Here is a 20,340-nt window from a genome sequence, read left to right as displayed (position 1 = left end):
GGTGTCGATGCTGCGGCGCGTGAGGCTGTCGTCACATCCTGAACACGCCGAATTTGGTGTCCGCCACCGGCGCATTGAGCGCAGCACTCAAGGACAGCGCCAGCACTTCGCGCGACCGCGCCGGGTCGATGATGCCGTCGTCCCACAGCCGGGCAGACGAATAGAGCGGCTGGCCTTCATGCTCGTATTTCATCAGGATCGGCTTGCGGAATTTCGCTTCTTCCTCCGCCGTCCATTCGCCGCCCTTGCGCTCGATGCCCTCGCGCTTGACCATGGCAAGCACGGTTGCCGCCTGCTCGCCGCCCATCACCGAAATGCGCGCGTTCGGCCACATCCACAGGAAGCGGGGCGAATAGGCACGGCCGCACATGCCGTAATTGCCGGCGCCGAACGAGCCGCCGATGATCATCGTCACCTTCGGCACCTGCGCGGTCGCCACTGCCGTCACCAGCTTGGCGCCGTCCTTGGCGATGCCGCCGGCCTCGTATTTGCGGCCGACCATGAAGCCGGTGATGTTCTGCAGGAAGATCAGCGGGATCTTTCGCTGGCAGCACAGCTCGATGAAATGCGCGCCCTTCAGCGCGCTTTCAGAAAACAGCACGCCATTGTTGGCAATGATGCCGACCGGCATGCCGTAGAGATGGGCAAAGCCCGTGACCAGCGTGGTGCCATAATTCTGCTTGAACTCGTCGAACTCCGAGCCGTCGACGATACGGGCGATGACCTCGCGCACGTCATAGGGCTGGCGAATGTCGGCGGGAATGACGCCGTAGATCTCATGCGGATCGTGAAGCGGTTGAATCGGTTTCTGTAAGTTCAGGCTTACGTTCTTGTTCCGATTCAGGTTTTTGACGATGCGCCGCGTGATCGCCAGCGCGTGCTCGTCGTCCATGGCGTAGTGGTCGGCCACGCCCGACTGGCGCGTGTGGACCTCGGCGCCGCCAAGGTCTTCGGCGCTCACATCCTCGCCTGTCGCAGCCTTCACCAGCGGCGGGCCGCCGAGAAAGATGGTGGCTTGGTTACGTACCATGATGGTTTCGTCCGACATCGCCGGTACGTAAGCGCCGCCTGCCGTGCACGAGCCCATCACGCAGGCGATCTGCGGAATGCCGGCCGCCGACATGTTGGCCTGGTTATAGAAGATGCGGCCGAAGTGGTCGCGGTCGGGAAACACCTCGTCCTGGTTGGGCAGGTTGGCGCCGCCGCTGTCGACCAGATAGACGCAAGGGAGATTGTTCTGCATGGCGATCTCCTGCGCCCGCAGATGCTTCTTCACCGTGATCGGATAATAGGTGCCGCCCTTCACGGTGGCGTCGTTGACGACGATCATCACCTCGCGGCCCTCGACGCGGCCGATGCCGGCGATCATGCCGGCGGCCGAAATATCGCCGTCATACATGTTCCACGCGGCGAACTGGCCGACCTCGAGAAAGGGAGAGCCGGGATCGATCAACTGGGCGAGTCGCTGGCGCGGCAAAAGCTTGCCACGCGAGACATGGCGCTCCCGCGCTTCCTGCGAGCCGCCAAGTTCGACGGTTGCGGCCTTCTCGGCAATGTCGCCAACAAGCTCGCGCATGCGCGCGGCATTGGTTTTGAAGGCGTCGGAGGCGGGGGAGATCTGGGATTGGATTACGGGCATCAGAGGTTTCCATAATGACTGCGAGTGCGGTCACGGATGTATTGAGAGGGACGACGGCTCACAGGTTGGAACCGTGTAATTCTATCAGGTTCCAGATCACAACGTAGAGGAGTGTGAAGCAGAACGGCAGCGCTAGAAATGTGATCCAGAAGGGGGTGTCCAGATCTGATCGGCCTCCCTCCTGTATGAACGCGCCTAAGAGCGTCCATGCCAATTGGCCGGTTGCGTAGATAAGCACCGAAAGTGCAAGAAAGAGCCACGTCGTCGTCAACGCGACGCTCGAGACATTCGTCACCACGTCGAACAATACCAACAGTCCGAATGCGCTCGCGACTACAAGTTTGGTCAGAATATCTCTTCGCATGCCGCCTTCTTGTACATTGGAAACGTCCGTGACCAAAGCATCTCACGCGCCCTCCGCCATGATCTCCCGCCCGATCAGCCACCGTCGAATCTCGCTCGTCCCCGCGCCGATCTCGTAGAGCTTGGCGTCGCGCAGCAGGCGGCCGGTGGCGTAGTCATTGATGTAGCCATTGCCGCCAAGCAGTTGCAGCGCATCGAGCGCCATCAACGTCGCCTTTTCGGCGGCAAAGAGGATGCAGCCGGCCGCGTCCTTGCGGGTCGTCTTGCCGCGGTCGCAGGCGGAGGCCACGCCATAGACATAGGCACGAGCGGCGTTCATCGTCGTGTACATGTCGGCCAGCTTGCCCTGGACGAGCTGGAAATCGCCGATAGCCTGCCCGAACTGGCGCCTGGTCTGCACGTAAGGCACCGCGACATCCAGACATGCCGACATGATGCCGAGCGGGCCGCCGGCAAGCACCGTGCGTTCATAGTCCAGCCCCGACATCAGCACCTCGACGCCGCGTCCCTCCTGTCCGAGCACATTGTCGAACGGCACGTCCACATCCTCGAAAACGAGTTCGCCGGTGTTGGAGCCGCGCATGCCCAGCTTGTCCAGCTTCTGAGCTACGGAGAAGCCTTTCATCTTGCTCTCGATGATGAAGGCGGTGATGCCGCGAGAGCCCATTGTGGGTTCGGTCTTGGCGTAAACCACCAGCGTGCCGGCATCCGGCCCGTTGGTGATCCACATCTTGTTGCCGTTGAGCACGAAACGGTCGTTGCGCTTATCGGCGCGCAGGCGCATCGACACGACATCCGAACCCGCACCCGGCTCAGACATGGCAAGCGCGCCAACCTTCTCGCCGGAGCAAAGCGCAGGCAGGTATGTCTCCTTCTGCGCCGCGGTCCCCCAGCGGTTGATCTGGTTGACGCAGAGATTGGAATGCGCGCCGTAGGACAGGCCGACCGAAGCGGAAGCGCGAGAAATCTCCTCCATGGCCACGACATGCGCGAGATAGCCCATGCCGGTGCCGCCGAAATCCGGGTCGGCGGTCATGCCGAGCAAGCCGAGCGCGCCCATCTCTTCCCACAGATGCGCGGGAAACTCGTTGGAGCGGTCGATCTCGGCGGCTATCGGCGCGATCTGCTCCTGCGCGAAGCGGCGCACCATGTCGCGCAGCGCATCAATGTCCTCGCCGTGCCCGAAATCAAGCGTGTGCGCGTACATGGGTGTTCTCCCTGGCGTTTTCCGCGCCTGTCAGGCGCATTGTCATTGCGAGATAGGTCTCGGCTACTTCTTCCACCGAAAGCCGCTCGTCCGGGCGGAACCAGACGATCACGCCGGTGATCATCTGGATGATGGCGATCGCCGTCAGTCCGGTGTCATCGATCACGAAGGTCCCGGCCTCCGCGCCGTCGCGCAGGATCTGACGCAGCTCCTTTTCGTAAGCCGTGCGCAGGCGCAGGATTTGCGTGAGATTATCGCGCGAAAGGGCGCGCAGTTCCATGTTGGAGACATGGGTGGCGTGCCGGCGCGCGACATGAAAATGGATATGGTTGCGCACGAAAGCGGTAAGGCGCTCGCGTGGATCGGCGTTGGCCGGTCGCGCGGCCTCCCATGCGGAGAGCAGCCCGTCCATATGTTCGCATAGAAGCGTGAAGAGCAAATCCTCCTTGGTCGGGAAATAGCGGTAGAGCGCGGCAGCCTGCACGCCGACTTCTGCCGCAAGCTGGCGCATCGATACAGCCTCATAGCCGAAACGGGCCATGAGGCTGATCGCAGCCTCGCGTATTGCCGCTTCCGTCCTGCCGCCATCTGAACCAATCGTGCGCGCCATGGCTTTTTGCTTTTTCCAGCGTGAGAGATTGATAATAAAACGAACGTTCAATTAATTCAAGAGGTGACAGCGATGGAGAGTTTCTTTGTTCCTCCACCTGCTCAGGGAGGTGTTTTGGACGACTGTTGAATTACAGCCACACCAAGGATGCGGTTCGCCAGGAGAGGAATTCCAAGCATGGAATATTACTTGACTCCAACACTCATATTTGTGACCGCGTGACACGCGAATTTCGCGCATTGCTTAATTATGGAGTGTGAGTGTGCAGTTGGGGCCGAGAACATATCGTCTGAGAATGCTGCTTTTGGGAGGCGCAGCCATTTTCGTTTCAAATCAGGGCGCCTATGCGCAGGAGGATCAGAATGCGATCGTCCTCGACGCGGTGACGGTGGAGGCGCAGAGCAACGAGATACTGAAACAGGAAGGCTATGTCGCCAAGCAGGACCGTATCGGCACCAAGACGGATACGCCGATCGCCAAGATCCCGCAGGCCATTTCGACGGTTACGCAGAAGCAGATCGAGGATCAGGAGCCGCGCACGCTGAACGAGGCTCTGAGCTACACGGCTAGCGCCAACCCCAACAGCTTCGGCTACGATACCCGCAATGATGCATTCTTCCTGCGCGGCTTTCCGGCCTACTACAACGGCATGTTCCGTGACGGCTTGCGCCAATACAATGCGCCGACGGCGATGTTCAAGACAGAGCCCTACGGCCTCGAGGGCATCACGATCCTCAAGGGACCGGCCTCCTCGCTCTACGGCGTCAGCGGCCCCGGCGGCATCGTCAACCTTGTCACCAAGCGGCCCAAGGAAGAAACCTTTCGCGAGGTCGAGGTTCTTCTCGGTGAGAACAATCGCTACCAGACCGGCTTTGATTTTTCCGGCAAGGCCAATGAGGATGGAACGCTTCTCTATCGCCTGACGGGTCTTGGTCGGGATTCCGATACCTTTCTTGAAGGTTACTCGGATGACAAGCTTTACATAGCTCCCGCGCTCACTTTCAAGCCGGATGAAGACACCAAGCTGACGATCCTCGGCGAACTGTCGCGCACCAAGACCGGCGGAACCGCTTTCTTTTACAATCCAACTCCGGGCGAGGTTTCCGACCTCTATGAAGGCGACCCGGCTTACAACGACTACACTCAGGGGCAGGGCCGTATCGGATACGAATTCGAGCATCGGTTCAATGACCTGCTGACGGTGCGCCAGAACCTCCGCTATTCCAAGGCAGATGCGGATCTTGAGTATAGCGGCCACTATCCAGTTGGAGCAGACCTCGCCCGCTACTGGGGACACTATAACGAAAATGTCGCGACCTTCACGGTCGACAATATGGCCCAGTTCAACTTCGATACCGGCCCCGTCAGCCATGTCGCGATTGCCGGCATCGACTACACTTATGCCGATTACGATTCAGCCGGCGGTGTCTCATATATTTCTGCGGACGATATGAAGAACACGCCGCTGGCCTTCGCCGGCAGTCAGAAAATGAGCAATGTCGGTATCTATGCCCAAGACCAGCTTACCTGGGACGCGTTTACGCTGTTCGGCAGCGCACGCTATGACTGGGTCGATACCAAGGCTGTTAACACGTCTGAAGTCGAGACCAGCCAAAAGGATGGACATTTCTCCGGCCGCATCGGCCTGTCCTATGAGACGCCGTGGGGCCTGATCCCCTATCTCAACTACTCAAGCTCTTTCGCACCCAATATCGGCTTCGTGTCGGCGGAAGGCACCAATATTCGTAGCGCTGCCAAGCCTACCGCGGCCGAGCAGAAGGAGATTGGCGTCAAGTACCAGATTCCGGACACCAACCTGCTGATCAGCGCCGCCCTGTTCGATATCAAGCAAAAGGACGGCGTTGTTTACGATGGAACTTTCGACGAGGATGGCCAGCAGCGTCAGCGCCAGCTCGACCTCCATTCGCGCGGCATCGAGCTTGAAGCCAACGCGTCCTTCGACAACGGCTTCGGCCTGATCGCCTCCTACACGCATCTCAAGATGACGATCGACAAAGGTTTGGCAGACACCGAGGGCAAGGAGCTTTCGGCGACGCCGAACGACATCTTCTCGCTCTGGGGCAACTACCAGTTCAATGACGGTCAGTTGGCCGGTCTCGGCCTGGGCGCTGGCGTGCGCTACGTCGGCGAGAGCTTCGGCAACGACCAGAACACGATCGACAATGAAGACCGGGTCTTTGTCGATGCGGCGCTGTCCTATGATTTCGGCAGGCGCTTTGACAATCTTGAGGGCGTGAAGTTGCAGATCAATGCCAAGAACGTCTTCGACGAGCGCAAGGTGATCTGTAGCGCCGGCAACTGCTACCGTGACGAAGGGCGTTCGATCATGGGCAGCCTGCGCTACCGCTTCTGATGCTGAAAAAGACCGACACCGGTATCGCGTCGTCGTCCCCGGTCGCCATTTTCATGGCGATCGGTGGGCTCTACGTCGCGCAAAGCGTCATCGGCGGAATCACCTGGGCAGGCCTGCCGGCTGTAATGCGTGACCAGGGCATGCCGCTCGACCATATCGGGCTGCTTTCGCTGATCGCGCTGCCCTGGGCACTGAAATTCCTGTGGTCGCCGGCGGTCGAGCGGTTTCGCCTGCCGCCGGTGGGGCGCAACCGCTCCGGCACCATCGTCCTGATCGGCGGGCTTATCTCGGTGGTGGGTCTTTTCGCGGTCGGTGCGCTCGGTCCGGGAATACTGTTTCCGGTTCTGGCCTGCCTGACGGTGGTGGCATTCGCCGCCTCGACTGTGGACATTGCTTGCGACGGCTATGCCGTCGAAAGCCTGTCGAAGGAAAACCACGGCTGGGGCAATGCCGCGCAGGTTGGCGGCGCTTATTTCGGTTCGGCGATAGGGGCTGGGCTGTTTCTCGTCATTGTCGACAGGTATGGCTGGCAGGCCGGTGTCTGGACGATGGCGGTGTTGCTGATCCTGCTTGGATTGCCGTTCATGCTGCGCGCCAGAAGAGCTACGCTGGTGGAAACGCGCGAGCATGTGCCGTCGCTTGGCTCCGCGCTGAAGCGGCCGGAAATACGCAAGGGCCTGCTGGCAGCGGCGGTCTATGTCATCGCGCAAAAGGCTGCGCTCGGCATGGTCGGCCCGTTCCTGATCGATGCCGGGCTGGATCTTACCACCGTCGGGCTGCTCAACAGCGTCGGCAGCATGTTCGTCGGCCTTGCGGCAGCACTGCTCGGCGGTGCTCTCGTCAGGCTGTGGGGCATACGTGCCGTTCTGATCCTGGCGATTGTGCTCCAGGCGGCGGCACTGTTCTTCTTTGCCGCTTTCCACCAATTCGATGCCATGCCGAAGGCTGTGCTGATGGCGGTTTCGGTCGCCAGTTCGTCCGGCATCATGGCGCTGGGCTTCGTGGCGCTCTACGCGCAATTCATGCGCTGGTCCGATCCGAAACAGGCGGGCGTGGATTTCACGCTGTTCCAGTGCATGGATGCGCTGGTCAGCATGGTCGGCGGCATCGTCGCCGGCTATGTCGCACAATATCTCGGCTACGGCATATTCTTCGCCACCGCCGGCGTGATCGCGATCGCCGCCATACCGGTCATCGCTATGGTTTCCGACCGCAATTGATTCGGCCGCACCACGCGGCGCCAGCTTTTCGCGGAGCGCTCCTTGGTGAGCGTCCCGGCGTCTGCGCTCTCATATTTCCAGCCTGTTTTCAGCCAGCCGGCGCGTCTCCAGCGCTCCGGCTGGAAGAACAATACGCTGCGTCAACTGAACCGATATGCAATTCATTTGAGCCATTAACGAAACAAAAGCGAAAACGAATTGCAAAACGTTCGAAGATCAAACATGATCGAAAAATGGCCTGCCGCAGGGAGGAACGTGGCGACTATGCTGGAACTCAAAGGGGTAACGAAGGTCGTCGGCGCCGACACGCATATCGATGCGGTCGACCTGACGCTTCAGCATGCCTCGCTCAACGTGCTTCTCGGGCCGACGCTCTCGGGCAAGACGAGCCTCATGCGGCTGATGGCGGGCCTCGATGTGCCGACCTCCGGTTCTATCTGGTTCGACGGCGTGAATGTTACCGGCGTGCCGGTGCAGAAGCGCCGGATCGCCATGGTCTACCAGCAGTTCATCAATTATCCGGCGATGACGGTCTATGAGAACATCGCCTCGCCGCTGCGCGTTGCCGGTGTTGACAGTGCGAAGATCGACAAGGAGGTTCGCCGCGCCGCCGAGCTTCTCAAGCTCGCGCCTTATCTGGACCGCACGCCGCTCAACCTCTCAGGCGGCCAGCAGCAGCGCACCGCACTGGCGCGCGCCATCGTCAAGAATGCCGGGCTGGTGCTTCTCGACGAGCCGCTCGCCAATCTCGACTACAAGCTGCGCGAGGAACTGCGCGCAGAACTGCCCAAGATATTTGCCGAATCCGGCGCGATCTTCGTCTATGCAACGACGGAGCCGTCCGAAGCGCTGCTTCTCGGCGGCAACACCGCGACACTGTCGCAGGGCAGGGTGACGCAATTCGGCCCGACGATCGACGTGTTCCGCCGGCCGCGCGACCTGGTGACGGCCAGAACCTTTTCCGACCCGCCGCTCAACACCATCGTACTGCGCAAGAGCGGGGCTAGCTTCCTGCTCGACGGCGGCGTCAACCTGCCGGTGCCGTCCGAGCTCAAGGGCATTGCGGATGCGACATACACGGTCGGCTTCCAGCCGCATCACCTCTCGCTGAAACGTCCGAACCGCGAGGCGGTGTCGGTGACGGCCAAAGTGAAGGTGACGGAAGTGACCGGCTCGGAAAGCTTCGTCCATCTCGATTTCGCAGACGTCCATTGGGTGATGCTGGCGCATGGCATCCAGGTGTTCGATCCGGACCAGGTAATCGAGGTCTTCATCGATCCGCGGCATCTGATGGTGTTCGATGAGGCGGGCCGTTCTGCTGAAATCGTGCAGGCGCAGGCGGCTTAGGAGAGTTTCATGGCAAGCATCGAACTCGACCATATCCGCCACGCCTACGCAGGGCCTTCGAAAGCAGCGACCGTCTATGCGCTGAAGGAAATCCACTACACATTCGAGGATGGCGGCGCTTATGCGCTGCTCGGGCCGTCCGGTTGCGGCAAGACGACCTTGCTCAACATCATCTCCGGGCTGCTGCACCCCTCGCATGGCCGCCTACGTTTCGACGGCCACGACGTGACCGAACTGTCGACGCAGGAGCGCAACATCGCGCAGGTGTTCCAGTTCCCGGTCATCTACGACACGATGACGGTCTACGACAATCTCGCCTTTCCGCTGCGCAACCGTGGCATCACCGAGAGCGAGGTCGACAAGAAGGTTCGAGAGACGCTGAAGATGATCGATCTGGCGGATTGGGCGGACCGCAAGGCGCGGGGCCTGACCGCCGACCAGAAGCAGAAGATATCGCTCGGCCGCGGTCTCGTTCGCTCCGACGTCAACGCCATCCTGTTCGACGAGCCGCTCACCGTCATCGACCCGCATATGAAATGGGTGCTGCGCTCGCAGTTGAAGCAGCTTCACCAGCGCTTCGGCTACACCGAAATCTATGTCACGCACGACCAGACAGAAGCGCTGACCTTCGCGCAGAAGGTGGTGGTGATGTTCGAGGGCGAGATTGTCCAGATCGATACGCCGGCAGAACTGTTCGAGCGTCCCCGGCATACATTCGTCGGCTACTTCATCGGCTCGCCGGGCATGAATCTCATGCCGGTGGATATCCAGGGCAGCAATGCGCGGCTCGGCACCCAGTCGATCGCGCTGCCGGGCGCGCCGAAGACGGCCGGGGAGAGCAAGGTCGAACTTGGCATCCGGCCGGAATATGTGCGGCTGGGCCGCGAGGGAATGCCGATATCGGTCACCAAAGTGGAAGACATCGGCCGCCACAAGATCGTGCGCGCTGAACTCGAAGGGCGCAGTTTGGCTGCGATCCTCGGCGAGGATGACGACATTCCGGCCGAGCCAAAAGTCCGCTTCGACCCGGCCGGGATAAACATCTACGCCGATTCCTGGCGCGTCGAGATGGGAGCGTAACCCGTGGAAAAGACCTTGAACAACAAGGCCTGGTTCCTGGTTCTGCCTGTGCTGGTGCTGGTGGCGTTCTCCGCGGTCATCCCGCTGATGACGGTCGTGAACTATTCCGTGCAGGATACCTTCGGCAACAACCAGTTCTTCTGGGCCGGAACCGAATGGTTCCAGGAACTGCTGGCGTCGAGCCGGTTCTGGGCCGCGATTGGCCGGAACCTCGTATTTTCAGGGATCATCCTCGCAATCGAAGTGCCGCTCGGCATCCTCATTGCGCTGAACATGCCAAGGAAAGGCTGGGGCGTGCCGGTCTGCCTCGTGCTGATGGCGCTGCCGCTGCTGATCCCGTGGAACGTCGTCGGCACCATCTGGCAGGTCTTCGGGCGCACCGACATCGGCCTGATGGGCTACTATCTCAATGCGCTTGGCATCAATTACAATTACGTACAGAATCCGATCGACGCCTGGGTTACCGTCATCGTCATGGACGTCTGGCACTGGACGAGCCTCGTCGTGCTGCTCTGCTATGCCGGGCTGGTCTCGATCCCCGACGCCTTCTATCAGGCCGCCAAGATCGATGGCGCATCGCGCTGGGCCGTTTTCCGCTACATCCAGTTGCCCAAGATGCAGCGCGTGCTTCTGATCGCGGTGCTGCTGCGCTTCATGGATAGTTTCATGATCTACACCGAGCCCTTCGTCGTCACCGGCGGCGGGCCCGGCAATTCGACGACGTTCCTGTCGATCGACCTGGTCAAGATGGCGCTCGGCCAGTTTGATCTCGGGCCGGCGGCGGCGATGTCGCTGGTCTACTTCCTGATCATCCTGCTTCTGTCATGGGTGTTCTACACCGTCATGACCAACTACGATTCGGGGCGTTGAGATGACGGGCGTGAACGAACGGACGACCAGCGCGCGGGAAAGCGTTGCCAGCGACAACGGCGCGGCAAACGGGCTTTCCAGCAACCTGTCGAAGCAGGAGATCGAGCGGCGCATGCGCCGGCGGGGCGAGGAGTCGCGCTGGTGGTGGATCGTGCCGACGCTCTACATCATCTTCCTGCTGCTGCCGATCTACTGGCTCGTCAATATGAGCTTCAAGACCAACACCGAGATCGTGTCGTCGCTGACGCTCTATCCGCATGAGCCGACGCTGCGGAATTACCGGATCATCTTCACCGATGCCTCCTGGTACTCCGGCTACATCAACTCGATCATTTATGTGGTCATGAACATGGTGATCTCGGTCGCGGTGGCACTCCCTGCGGCATACGCCTTCTCGCGCTACCGGTTCCTGGGCGACAAGCACCTGTTCTTCTGGCTGCTCACCAATCGCATGGCGCCGCCGGCGGTGTTCGCGCTGCCGTTCTTCCAGCTCTATTCGGCCTTCGGGCTGATCGACACCCATATCGCGGTTGCGCTGGCGCATTGCTTGTTCAACGTGCCGCTGGCGGTATGGATCCTCGAAGGCTTCATGTCGGGCGTGCCGAAGGAGATCGACGAGACCGCCTATATCGACGGCTATTCCTTCCCGCGCTTCTTCGTGAAGATCTTCATGCCTTTGATTGCCAGCGGCATCGGCGTCGCCTGCTTCTTCTGCTTCATGTTCTCATGGGTGGAACTGCTGATCGCCCGCACGCTGACGACGACGGATGCCAAGCCGATCGCCGCCGTCATGACGCGCACCGTGTCGGCCTCGGGCATGGACTGGGGACTGCTCGCCGCCGCCGGCGTGCTGACGCTGATCCCCGGCGCGCTCGTCATCTGGTTCGTCCGCAACTACATCGCCAAGGGCTTTGCCCTGGGGAGGGTGTGATGAATTTGGAAAACACAGATAGCGAGTTGCAGATGGATGGGCAAAGGCCCGGGCGCAATTGGTTGCTGTCAACGATAGGAGTGTCCTTGTTGCCTGCTGTTGTGCTTTTCGGAAGGCAGCTTGTCTCATCTGGCTCGATCGATAGTGCCGCCGCGCCAGCGTTCGTATTGGCTTCGGTGGGAACGTTTGTCGTAGGTGGCATCTTGTTTCCAATCGTCGCAGCGTTCCTATTCTTTGACATATTTACGGCCGAGGATTCCGTTGTTCCGCTATTCGCACATGGCGGCATTTTTGCCATCGTCATGCTGACGCTTGACTTCGCCGGGCGTATCAAGCTGCGGAGCAGCCCATTCGTCGTTGCGGGTGTGACCGCAGGCCTTTGGGGTGCAATCATTTCTCTCAATTGGGCTGTCATCCATGCCCTGGGGAGGGTGTGATGGACGCCATGAAACCAAACGAAAAGTCGATTGAGTTGAGCGAGTTGAAGGCGCTGACCAACCGGCTTTTTGAATCGCTCGAGCAAGCCGGCATCGATCGCATCCCGGTGAAGCAAAATCTCTATTGGACAGTCTTTGTCTCAGAGGCGTTCGGTTCGGCTGAGCCACCACAGGCAACCATGAGCGACGTTCTGGACGACCTAGCCGATCTGAGGTCGGAGGTCGTGGGTCAGTCATCGGAAACGACGCTCATCGCCTGGCATGCGTTCGAGCACCTGTCTGGATTGATGAAGTTCGTCGCTCAAGCCGACCTCGATGGCGACTTGACCTCGGCTTTGGCTAATTCGGGGGTGCCACGCCCATGAACGTCGATTTCTCATGGATGGCCTGGACCTGGCCGACCGCTGCGTTCTTCGCAACGATCTTCCTGATGCTCGTCGGCATGGGCGTCTGGGAATATGTTTCGCCCGGCGGAAATCCGCGCGTCGGCATCCTGCGCTTCGAGACGACGCGTGGCGATCGCCTCTTCGTTTCGCTGCTCGGCAGCGCTTTCATCCATATCGCATGGCTGGGCCTTGTCGGTCCCAACCTGTGGTGGGCTCTCGCTCTCTCCGTAGTCTACGCCGTGGGGGTGTTCCGCTACGTATAGAGGGGGAAATAGTCGGAACGACCGTATTCAGGCGGCCGCTCCAGGGAACTTTGAAACCTGTTTTGTGGAGGAAACACATGCGACGGCACTTACTGACATCTACGACCGCCATTGTCCTCTTGTTCGGCGCAGGCAATGCCTATGCCGGCATGGACGAGGCCAAGACCTTCCTGGACAAGGAAATCGGCGATCTCTCGTCGCTTTCGCGCGCCGACCAGGAAAAGGAAATGCAGTGGTTCGTTGACGCTGCCAAGCCTTTTGCCGGCATGGAGATCAAGGTCGTCTCCGAAACCATCACCACCCATTCCTACGAATCCGAAGTGCTGGCTCCGGCCTTCTCGGCCATCACCGGCATCAAGGTGACGCACGACCTGATCCAGGAAGGCGATGTCGTCGAGAAGATCCAGACGCAGATGCAGACCGGCCAAAACCTCTATGATGGCTGGGTCAACGACTCCGATCTGATCGGCACGCACTGGCGCTATCAGCAGGTGCGCAACCTGACCGACTTCATGGCCAATGAAGGCAAGGATGTCACCAATCCAGGCCTCGACCTTGCCGACTTCATCGGCACGTCCTTCACGACTGCACCTGACAAGAAGCTCTACCAGCTTCCTGACCAGCAGTTCGCCAACCTCTACTGGTTCCGCTACGACTGGTTCAACGACGAGACGAATAAAGCCGACTTCAAGGCGAAATACGGTTACGACCTCGGCGTGCCGGTCAACTGGTCGGCCTATGAGGACATCGCCGAATTCTTCACCGGCCGTGACGTCGACGGCAAGAAGGTCTTCGGCCACATGGACTACGGCAAGAAGGATCCGTCGCTCGGCTGGCGGTTCACCGATGCCTGGCTGTCCATGGCCGGCAATGGCGACAAGGGCATTCCGAACGGCCTGCCGGTCGACGAATGGGGCATCAAGGTCGACGAGAATTCGCGACCGGTCGGCTCCTGCGTCGCGCGCGGCGGCGACACCAATGGCCCGGCGGCTGTCTATTCGATCCAGAAATATCTCGACTGGCTGAAGGCCTATGCACCGGCCGAAGCCCAGGGCATGACCTTCTCCGAATCCGGCCCCGTGCCGGCGCAGGGAAATATCGCCCAGCAGATCTTCTGGTACACTGCCTTCACCGCCGACATGGTCAAGCCCGGCCTGCCGGTGATGAACGAGGACGGCACGCCGAAATGGCGCATGGCTCCGAGCCCGCATGGCGTCTACTGGAAGGACGGCATGAAGCTCGGCTACCAGGACGTCGGTTCCTGGACGCTGATGAAGTCGACGCCTGACGACCGCGCCAAGGCCGCATGGCTCTACGCGCAGTTCGTTACCTCCAAGACCGTGGACGTGAAGAAGGCCCATGTCGGCCTCACCTTCATCCGCGAGAGCACCATCCAGGACAAGAGCTTCACCGAACGCGCTCCGCAGCTCGGCGGCCTGATCGAGTTCTACCGTTCGCCGGCGCGCGTCCAGTGGTCGCCGACGGGCACCAACGTGCCGGACTATCCGAAGCTAGCGCAGCTCTGGTGGCAGGCGATCGGTGACGCATCGTCGGGTGCCAAGACGGCGCAGGAAGCGATGGATTCGCTCTGCGGCGAGCAGGAAAAGGTGATGGAGCGCCTCGAACGCGCAGGCGTTCAGGGCGATATTGGACCCAAGATGGCCGAAGAGCACGATCTCGAATACTGGAACAAGGATGCCGTTTCCAAGGGCAACCTCGCGCCGCAGCTCAAGATCGAGAACGAAAAGGAAAAGCCGCAGACCATCAACTACGACGAACTGGTCAAGAGCTGGCAGAAGTAAGGGCCGAAGCTCCAACGCTGACACCTCCCTCTCCCCGTTTTTCACGGGGAGAGGGTAAGGGTGAGGGGCTGTTTACGCTTAGATATGAAATGAGGCGGCTTCGGCCGCCTCTCTTTTTTGCAGCGAAGTGCTTACCCGTTTCGCGCTGCCGCCAGCGCCTTGGGCAGTTCTTCCGCAAACACATCAAGTTCGTGGTCCAGCCCGACGCTGACCCGGATGCAACGGTTCAGAACTGGCGCCATCGGCTTGCGGATAAAGACGTCGCGGGCGAGTAGGTTCTGCATCACGCGCAGGGCAAAATCGGCGTCGGCCTTGCAATCGATGGTCACGAAGTTGGTGGCCGACGGTATCGGCGCCAGCCCGTTGTCGCGCGCGATGGCGGAAATCCGGTCGCGTCCCGCCGCAACCCTTTTAGCCACGGACTTGAGATAATCCTGATCGGCAAGTGCCGCCACGCCGGCGATCTGGGCCATGCGGCTGACGCCGTAATGATCGCGAATCTTTTCGAAATCGGCGATGGTTTCTTCCTCGCCGACGGCATAGCCGCAGCGCAGACCAGCAAGGCCGTAGGCTTTTGAGAAAGTGCGCATCCTCAGTACGTTGGGACGCGCAACATCGATCGGCGGCAGGGCGGACACCGGGCCGGTCTCGCCATAGGCTTCGTCGAGAATGAGCATCGTCGTTTCAGGCAATGCCGCTATGAAGCGTTCGATCTCGGCTGCCTCCCACCATGTCCCCATAGGGTTGTCGGGGTTGGAGAGGTAGACCATCGGCGCGTTTTCGCGCCGCACGGCTTCCAGAAGGTCATCGAGGCTTTCGCGGTCGTTCTCGTAAGGCACGGTCACCAGACGCCCGCCGCTGGCCGCGACATGGAAATTGAAGGTGGGGTAGGCGCCGAGCGAGGTGACGACGGCATCGCCCGCCGAGATATAGAGCCGCACGACGATGTTGAGCAGGCCGTCTATGCCCTGGCCGACGACGACATTCTTCTGCTCGACGCCGAGATGCTTTGCCAGCGCGACCTTCAGATCGTGATTGTCGGGATCGCAATACATCCACATGCCCGGCGCGGCCTCGTCCATCGCCGCGATGACGCTGGGTGCGGGACCAAAACTGCTTTCATTGGCGCCGATGCGGGCGCGGAAATTGCGCCCGCTGGCGCGCTGCTGCGCCTCCGGGCCGACGAAGGGAACCGTCGAGGGCAGGGTGGCAATGAGCGGGGTGAGCGGCGGGCGTTTCGGCATGGCGATACTCTTGAATTTCAGGCGTTTGTCCGAGCAATTCCAGGAAAAGTGTGTAGCGGTTTTCCGTCCGGAATTGCGTCTAAAAGATATTTGCCGCCACATAGCAAAAATCCGCGGACTTGCCGCGGATTTTTTATTGGGCCTGCCTGTGCCTATTGATCAGGCGTGTGGCACCGGTTCGGCGGCGGGGGCGTGTTCCAGGCCGTCGCGGTGAACGACGTCCTTCGCCGACAGGAAGGTGTAGAACATCGGCACCACGAACAGGGTGAAGGTCGTGCCGATGAGGATGCCGGAGAAGATCACCAGGCCCATCGAGTAGCGTGCGGCAGCACCCGCGCCTGCGGCGAGGATCAGCGGCACGACGCCGAGCGCCATGGCGGCCGTGGTCATCAGGATCGGACGCAGGCGCACCTTGGCCGAAGCGATGATCGCCTCGCTCCGCGAAAGCCCATGCTCTTCCCGCTGCTGGTTGGCAAACTCCACCAGCAGGATGCCGTGCTTGGTGATCAGGCCTATCAGCGTGATCAGTCCGACCTGCGTGTAGATGTTCAGCGTACCAAGCCCCAAATTGAGCGGGATGATGGCGCCGAAGATCGACAGCGGCACCGACATCATGATGATGAGCGGGTCGCGGAAGCTTTCGAACTGTGCTGCGAGCACCAGATAGATCACCACGACCGCCAGTGCGAAGGCGATGATGATCGTGCTGCCTTGCTCCTTCTCGAGACGGGACTGGCCCGAATAGTCGGTGAAGAAGCCGGTCGGCAGTAGCGGCCGGGCAATGTCCTCGATCGTCTGCAGGCCCGTGCCCGTCGTCACGCCCGGCACTGGAAGCGCGGAGATCGTCGCCGAGTTCAACTGGTTGAACTGATCGATCGACGACGGTGAAGCATTGGTCGTGATCTTCACCACCGCCGAAAGCGGCACCATCTCGCCCGACATGCTGCGAATGTAGAACTCGCCGAGCTTTTCGGGATTGTTGCGGTACTTGTCCGGCACCTGCGGGATGATGTCGTAGCTGTTAGAATCGCGGTCGAACTGGGCGATCTTCGCGCCGCCGACAAGCAGGCCGAGCGTCGTGCCGATATCGCTGATCGGCACATTGAGTGCCGCCGCGCGATCACGGTCGACGGTGACGGTCACCTGCGGTGCGTCGAAGTTCAGCGAGTTCTGGACGACGATGAAGCGGCCGGAGGCTTGCGCCTTCTGCTTGATCTGCTCGGCGATCTCGTAGACCTGGCTCGGATCGCCGGTCGACTGGATCACCATCGAGATCGGCAGGCCGCCGCCAGCGCCCGGAAGCGACGGCGGTGCGAAGACGAGCGCTTCGACGCCGGCCACCTTCGTCAGGCGATTCTGGATATCGGCCTTGATCTCGTTCTGCGACCGGTCTCGGTCGGCCCAGTCCTTCAGGCCCCAGATGGAGAAGGCGCTGTTGGTGGCGCCGCCAAGACCGACGATCGAGAAGTTCACCCGCACTTCGGGCAGATCCTTGGTCAGGTCGCGGATTTGGTCGGTGTAGAGGCTGGTGTATTCCGTCGTCGCGTAGCGCGGTGCGGTGACGAGCGAGAACAGCGCGCCTGAATCCTCTTCCGGCGCCAGTTCGCTGGATGTCTTCATGAACATGAAGCCGGTTACAGCGACCAGTGCGATGACGATCATCAAGGTCACCGGACGGTATTTCAGCGAACCGGAAACCAGCCGCTCGTAGCGATTGGCGATGTTTTCGAACGTTCCGTCAACCCAACCCTGGAAACGGCTGTGGCCCGGTTTCAGGATGCGCGCCGCCATCATCGGCGTGATAGTGACGGCAACGAAGCCGGAAATAACCACAGCGCCCGCAAGCGTGACCGCGAATTCGCGGAACAGCGAGCCGGTCAGGCCGCCGGTGAAGGCGAGCGGCGCGAACACGGCGGCAAGCGTGATGGTCATGGCGACCACCGGCGAGAAAATCTCGCGCATGCCTTTGAATGCCGCGTCCATGGGGGACAGGCCTTCTTCCATATGGCGATGGATGTTTTCCACCACGACGATGGCGTCGTCGACCACGAGGCCGATGGCGAGAACCATGGCCAGGAGAGACAGAAGGTTGATGGAATAGCCCATTGCCAGAAGGATGGCGCACACGCCGATCAGCGAGAGCGGAATGGTGACCACCGGCATAAGCACCGAGCGGAACGAGCCGAGGAAGAGCAGGATGACGACGATGACGATGAGCACCGCTTCGCCGATCGTCTTGAACACTTCCTCGATCGAAGCGCTGATGGTCTGGGTCGCATCATAGACCATCGTGACGGTCATGCCCTGCGGCAGGCTCTCCTGAAGTGCCGGCAGTTCCTTGGTGACGGCAGCCGCCGTGTCGAGCGGGTTTGCCGCCGGCGTCGGGAAGATGCCGATGAAGGTGCCGGGCTTGCCGTCGAAATTGACGACGGTGTCGGTGCTTTCAGCGCCGAGTTCCACGTCGGCAACGTCGCGCAGCCGCACCACGCTGCTGCTGTCGGAGCGCAAGGGCAGGGCGCCGAAGGCTTCCGGCGTCTGCAGCGTCGACTTCATCGTGATCGAATAGGCGACATATTCGTTCTTGGTCTTGCCGGGGGCGGCAAGGAAGTTCGAGGAGTTGACGGCGCTCAGCACTTCCGCAGCCGTCAGTCCGCGTGCGGCCAGCTTGATCGGGTCGATCCAGATGCGCATCGAATAGTTCGCCGCGCCCAGAACCTGCACTTCGGCAACGCCCTGGATGGTCGAAACGCGGGGGCGGATAACGCGCTCGATATATTCGGTGAGCTGTTCCGATGTCATGTTCGGGTTCTGCAGCGCCAGATACATGATGGCGAACTGCTGGCCGGTTCCCTTGACGATCGTCGGGTCTTCGGCAGCTGACGGAAGCTGGCTCTTGACCTGCTGGACCTTGGACATGACCTCGGTGAGCGCCACGTCAGGGTTGGAACCGAGCTTCATCTGCACGGTTACGACGCTGGCCGAGGGGCGGCTCTGCGAGGTGACGTAATCGATGTTTTCCGTCGTCGAGACGGCAGAAGCGATCGGCGCGGTGATGAAGCCCTGGATGAGATCGGCGCTGGCGCCAGCATAGGGCGTCGTGATGGTGATCACGGTTTCCTCGACCTCCGGATACTCGCGCACCGAGAGGTTGAAGATGCCCTGGAAGCCGAGCAGCAGGATCATGAAGGCAACCACCGTCGACAGGACGGGGCGGCGGATGAAGATGTCTGAGAAGCTCATTTTGCGGCCGGCTGGGGTTGCGCCGGATTGGCGGGGTTGATCGTATTGTCGATCGTCACGGGCGTGCCGTTCGAAAGACGGTTCTGGCCGGCGGTCACGATCTGGTCGCCGGCGGCGATGCCGTCGAGAATCTCGACGAGGCCATTGGAACGCCGGCCCGTCTTGATGAAGACCTGATGAACCTCAAGAGCCTCGGTGGTCTCGGCTTCTGCCGCGGGTTTGGCCGCGTCGGTTGCTGCCGCGTCATCGGCTTTTGCCGGCTTTGCAGCCTCTGCCGGGGCATCTGCCTTCTTGGCGGGACGCACGACATAGACATAGTCGCCATAAAGGCTCGCAATCACCGATGTCTGCGCAATTGCCAGGACATCCTTTTCCTCAGGCAGAACAACCTGCGCCTGAATGAATTGGCCGGGGCTGAGCTTGCCTTCGGGATTGGTGATCTCGGCGCGGACAGCGACCAGACGCGAGGTCGGGTCGACCTTGGGTTCGATGCCGGTGATCGTGCCTTTGAAAGGCATATCGTCCGAATTGACGCCGAACTTGACGGGCTCGCCGATCTTCAGCAGATCCAACTGCTGTTCGGGGATCGAGAAATCCGCACGCATGGTCTGAAGATCCTGGATCGTCGCGACGATCGTTCCCGGCGCGAGATACTGTCCGATATCGATCTTGGGGATGCCCATCGTGCCGGCAAATGGCGCCCGCAATTGCTTCTGGTCTACCACGGCCTGGAGCTTGGCGACCTGCGAAGCCGAGGCCTCTGCGGCGGCGCGGGCAGAATCGACATTGACGTCCGTGCCGACACCGCGCTTCTGCAACTCGGCGGCGCGATTGAGCGTCACCTTGTCGAGCGCTGCTTGAGTCTTGCCAGCTGCAAGATCAGCCTGCTGGACGGCATCATCGAGCTGAATGAGGACTGCGCCGGCCTTGGTCTGCTCGTTGGCCTTGAACAGGATTTCCTTGATGATGCCGGCGGCTTCCACGGTCAGGTCCACGCCTTGCGAAGCGTTGACGGTACCGATGGCCTCTATGCCGGGCGTCCAGTCGATCGGTTCCACCGTCGAGGAGGAAACGGTGACCTTGGCCACCGGCATGTTGGCGAAAAACTGCTGGATGGCATTGTCGCGGAACATGTTGAAACCGACGATGCCGCCGCAAACCAGCACAAGAAGAATGAACGCAATGATGAAGCGCTTGATCATGGATGGCACCGGGCGTGAGATGAGCGTGACGTTTAAAAATTTCCGTTTCAACCAACGCGCTAAACCAAAACACGAAGTTTGAAAACTGCGGGGTTGCTTACTGTACCGTCTGGACGGTATTGTCA

The 20,340-nt window shown here is 60.7% G+C and carries 17 protein-coding genes; 10 read left to right on the top strand and 7 right to left on the bottom strand.

Features of this window, described 5'->3' with window-relative positions; all coding sequences use genetic code 11:
• Window positions 1–31: 31 nt before the first annotated feature.
• From WBQ96_RS04455 to WBQ96_RS04440, 4 genes are read right to left on the bottom strand one after another with little or no spacing between them, the layout of a single operon-like run.
• Complete coding sequence (locus WBQ96_RS04455) at window positions 32–1,639, bottom strand: carboxyl transferase domain-containing protein (RefSeq protein ID WP_336547757.1); 1,608 nt, start codon at window positions 1,637–1,639, stop codon at window positions 32–34.
• A gap of 58 nt (window positions 1,640–1,697) precedes the next feature.
• Window positions 1,698–2,039 (bottom strand): hypothetical protein, encoded by a 342-nt coding sequence (locus WBQ96_RS04450; RefSeq protein ID WP_336547755.1) that lies wholly within the window; start codon window positions 2,037–2,039, stop codon window positions 1,698–1,700.
• A gap of 6 nt (window positions 2,040–2,045) precedes the next feature.
• A complete protein-coding gene (locus tag WBQ96_RS04445) occupies window positions 2,046–3,209 on the bottom strand; it encodes an isovaleryl-CoA dehydrogenase (protein WP_336547753.1) in 1,164 nt (387 codons plus the stop codon).
• Entirely contained in the window at window positions 3,190–3,819 is a 630-nt protein-coding gene (locus WBQ96_RS04440) for a TetR/AcrR family transcriptional regulator (protein WP_336547751.1), read from the bottom strand. The genes WBQ96_RS04445 and WBQ96_RS04440 overlap by 20 nt, the downstream gene beginning before the upstream one ends.
• A gap of 295 nt (window positions 3,820–4,114) precedes the next feature.
• On the opposite strand from WBQ96_RS04440, the gene WBQ96_RS04435 reads away from it, so the two are divergent.
• The 10 genes from WBQ96_RS04435 to WBQ96_RS04390 all read left to right on the top strand — a co-directional run bounded on the left by WBQ96_RS04435 (window position 4,115) and on the right by WBQ96_RS04390 (window position 14,529).
• Window positions 4,115–6,193, top strand: coding sequence for a TonB-dependent siderophore receptor (locus tag WBQ96_RS04435; RefSeq protein WP_336547749.1), 2,079 nt, complete (start codon window positions 4,115–4,117; stop codon window positions 6,191–6,193).
• On the top strand, window positions 6,193–7,413 hold the full coding sequence (locus WBQ96_RS04430; RefSeq protein ID WP_336547747.1) for an MFS transporter: 1,221 nt from the start codon (window positions 6,193–6,195) through the stop codon (window positions 7,411–7,413). Before WBQ96_RS04435 ends, WBQ96_RS04430 begins: the two co-directional genes overlap by 1 nt.
• A 264-nt stretch (window positions 7,414–7,677) precedes the next feature.
• Window positions 7,678–8,760, top strand: coding sequence for an ABC transporter ATP-binding protein (locus WBQ96_RS04425; protein ID WP_336547745.1), 1,083 nt, complete (start codon window positions 7,678–7,680; stop codon window positions 8,758–8,760).
• A gap of 9 nt (window positions 8,761–8,769) precedes the next feature.
• Window positions 8,770–9,840: an ABC transporter ATP-binding protein gene (locus WBQ96_RS04420; protein ID WP_336547743.1), complete on the top strand. Its 1,071-nt coding sequence runs from the start codon at window positions 8,770–8,772 to the stop codon at window positions 9,838–9,840.
• A gap of 3 nt (window positions 9,841–9,843) precedes the next feature.
• The gene (locus WBQ96_RS04415) at window positions 9,844–10,710 is read left to right on the top strand and encodes a carbohydrate ABC transporter permease (protein WP_165115415.1); all 867 of its coding nucleotides are present in this window, start codon (window positions 9,844–9,846) and stop codon (window positions 10,708–10,710) included.
• Window position 10,711: 1 nt separating this feature from the next.
• The gene (locus WBQ96_RS04410) at window positions 10,712–11,641 is read left to right on the top strand and encodes a carbohydrate ABC transporter permease (RefSeq protein WP_336547739.1); all 930 of its coding nucleotides are present in this window, start codon (window positions 10,712–10,714) and stop codon (window positions 11,639–11,641) included.
• On the top strand, window positions 11,641–12,078 hold the full coding sequence (locus WBQ96_RS04405) for a hypothetical protein (protein ID WP_336547737.1): 438 nt from the start codon (window positions 11,641–11,643) through the stop codon (window positions 12,076–12,078). Before WBQ96_RS04410 ends, WBQ96_RS04405 begins: the two co-directional genes overlap by 1 nt.
• A complete protein-coding gene (locus tag WBQ96_RS04400) occupies window positions 12,078–12,443 on the top strand; it encodes a hypothetical protein (protein WP_336547735.1) in 366 nt (121 codons plus the stop codon). Before WBQ96_RS04405 ends, WBQ96_RS04400 begins: the two co-directional genes overlap by 1 nt.
• Window positions 12,440–12,727, top strand: coding sequence for a DUF2160 domain-containing protein (locus tag WBQ96_RS04395; protein WP_336547733.1), 288 nt, complete (start codon window positions 12,440–12,442; stop codon window positions 12,725–12,727). The genes WBQ96_RS04400 and WBQ96_RS04395 overlap by 4 nt, the downstream gene beginning before the upstream one ends.
• A gap of 77 nt (window positions 12,728–12,804) precedes the next feature.
• Window positions 12,805–14,529 (top strand): ABC transporter substrate-binding protein, encoded by a 1,725-nt coding sequence (locus WBQ96_RS04390; RefSeq protein ID WP_336547731.1) that lies wholly within the window; start codon window positions 12,805–12,807, stop codon window positions 14,527–14,529.
• A gap of 131 nt (window positions 14,530–14,660) precedes the next feature.
• On the opposite strand, the gene WBQ96_RS04385 is transcribed toward WBQ96_RS04390, so the two are convergent.
• The 3 genes from WBQ96_RS04385 to WBQ96_RS04375 form a co-directional block, all read right to left on the bottom strand.
• Window positions 14,661–15,773: a pyridoxal phosphate-dependent aminotransferase gene (locus WBQ96_RS04385; protein WP_336547729.1), complete on the bottom strand. Its 1,113-nt coding sequence runs from the start codon at window positions 15,771–15,773 to the stop codon at window positions 14,661–14,663.
• Between the two features lie 159 nt (window positions 15,774–15,932).
• Entirely contained in the window at window positions 15,933–19,013 is a 3,081-nt protein-coding gene (locus WBQ96_RS04380) for an efflux RND transporter permease subunit (protein WP_336547727.1), read from the bottom strand.
• Entirely contained in the window at window positions 19,010–20,215 is a 1,206-nt protein-coding gene (locus WBQ96_RS04375) for an efflux RND transporter periplasmic adaptor subunit (protein ID WP_336547725.1), read from the bottom strand. Before WBQ96_RS04375 ends, WBQ96_RS04380 begins: the two co-directional genes overlap by 4 nt.
• Window positions 20,216–20,340 lie beyond the last annotated feature (125 nt).

It is taken from the genome of Mesorhizobium sp. CCNWLY176, assembly GCF_037153935.1.
GTDB classification, from domain to species: domain Bacteria; phylum Pseudomonadota; class Alphaproteobacteria; order Rhizobiales; family Rhizobiaceae; genus Mesorhizobium_M; species Mesorhizobium_M zhangyense.
The sequence above is the reverse complement of the archived record's forward strand: the minus strand, read 5'-3'. Positions and strand labels throughout refer to the sequence as shown.

What these genes read in the sequence shown, in the direction of transcription:
- WBQ96_RS04420 (WP_336547743.1), top strand. Translation starts at nt 8,770, where the DNA reads ATGGCAAGCATCGAACTCGACCATATCCGCCACGCCTACGCAGGGCCT.
- WBQ96_RS04405 (WP_336547737.1), top strand. Translation starts at nt 11,641, where the DNA reads ATGAATTTGGAAAACACAGATAGCGAGTTGCAGATGGATGGGCAAAGG.
- WBQ96_RS04440 (WP_336547751.1), bottom strand. Translation starts at nt 3,819, where the DNA reads ATGGCGCGCACGATTGGTTCAGATGGCGGCAGGACGGAAGCGGCAATA.
- WBQ96_RS04455 (WP_336547757.1), bottom strand. Translation starts at nt 1,639, where the DNA reads ATGCCCGTAATCCAATCCCAGATCTCCCCCGCCTCCGACGCCTTCAAA.
- WBQ96_RS04425 (WP_336547745.1), top strand. Translation starts at nt 7,678, where the DNA reads ATGCTGGAACTCAAAGGGGTAACGAAGGTCGTCGGCGCCGACACGCAT.
- WBQ96_RS04430 (WP_336547747.1), top strand. Translation starts at nt 6,193, where the DNA reads ATGCTGAAAAAGACCGACACCGGTATCGCGTCGTCGTCCCCGGTCGCC.
- WBQ96_RS04400 (WP_336547735.1), top strand. Translation starts at nt 12,078, where the DNA reads ATGGACGCCATGAAACCAAACGAAAAGTCGATTGAGTTGAGCGAGTTG.
- WBQ96_RS04375 (WP_336547725.1), bottom strand. Translation starts at nt 20,215, where the DNA reads ATGATCAAGCGCTTCATCATTGCGTTCATTCTTCTTGTGCTGGTTTGC.
- WBQ96_RS04380 (WP_336547727.1), bottom strand. Translation starts at nt 19,013, where the DNA reads ATGAGCTTCTCAGACATCTTCATCCGCCGCCCCGTCCTGTCGACGGTG.
- WBQ96_RS04390 (WP_336547731.1), top strand. Translation starts at nt 12,805, where the DNA reads ATGCGACGGCACTTACTGACATCTACGACCGCCATTGTCCTCTTGTTC.
- WBQ96_RS04385 (WP_336547729.1), bottom strand. Translation starts at nt 15,773, where the DNA reads ATGCCGAAACGCCCGCCGCTCACCCCGCTCATTGCCACCCTGCCCTCG.
- WBQ96_RS04445 (WP_336547753.1), bottom strand. Translation starts at nt 3,209, where the DNA reads ATGTACGCGCACACGCTTGATTTCGGGCACGGCGAGGACATTGATGCG.
- WBQ96_RS04435 (WP_336547749.1), top strand. Translation starts at nt 4,115, where the DNA reads ATGCTGCTTTTGGGAGGCGCAGCCATTTTCGTTTCAAATCAGGGCGCC.
- WBQ96_RS04410 (WP_336547739.1), top strand. Translation starts at nt 10,712, where the DNA reads ATGACGGGCGTGAACGAACGGACGACCAGCGCGCGGGAAAGCGTTGCC.
- WBQ96_RS04395 (WP_336547733.1), top strand. Translation starts at nt 12,440, where the DNA reads ATGAACGTCGATTTCTCATGGATGGCCTGGACCTGGCCGACCGCTGCG.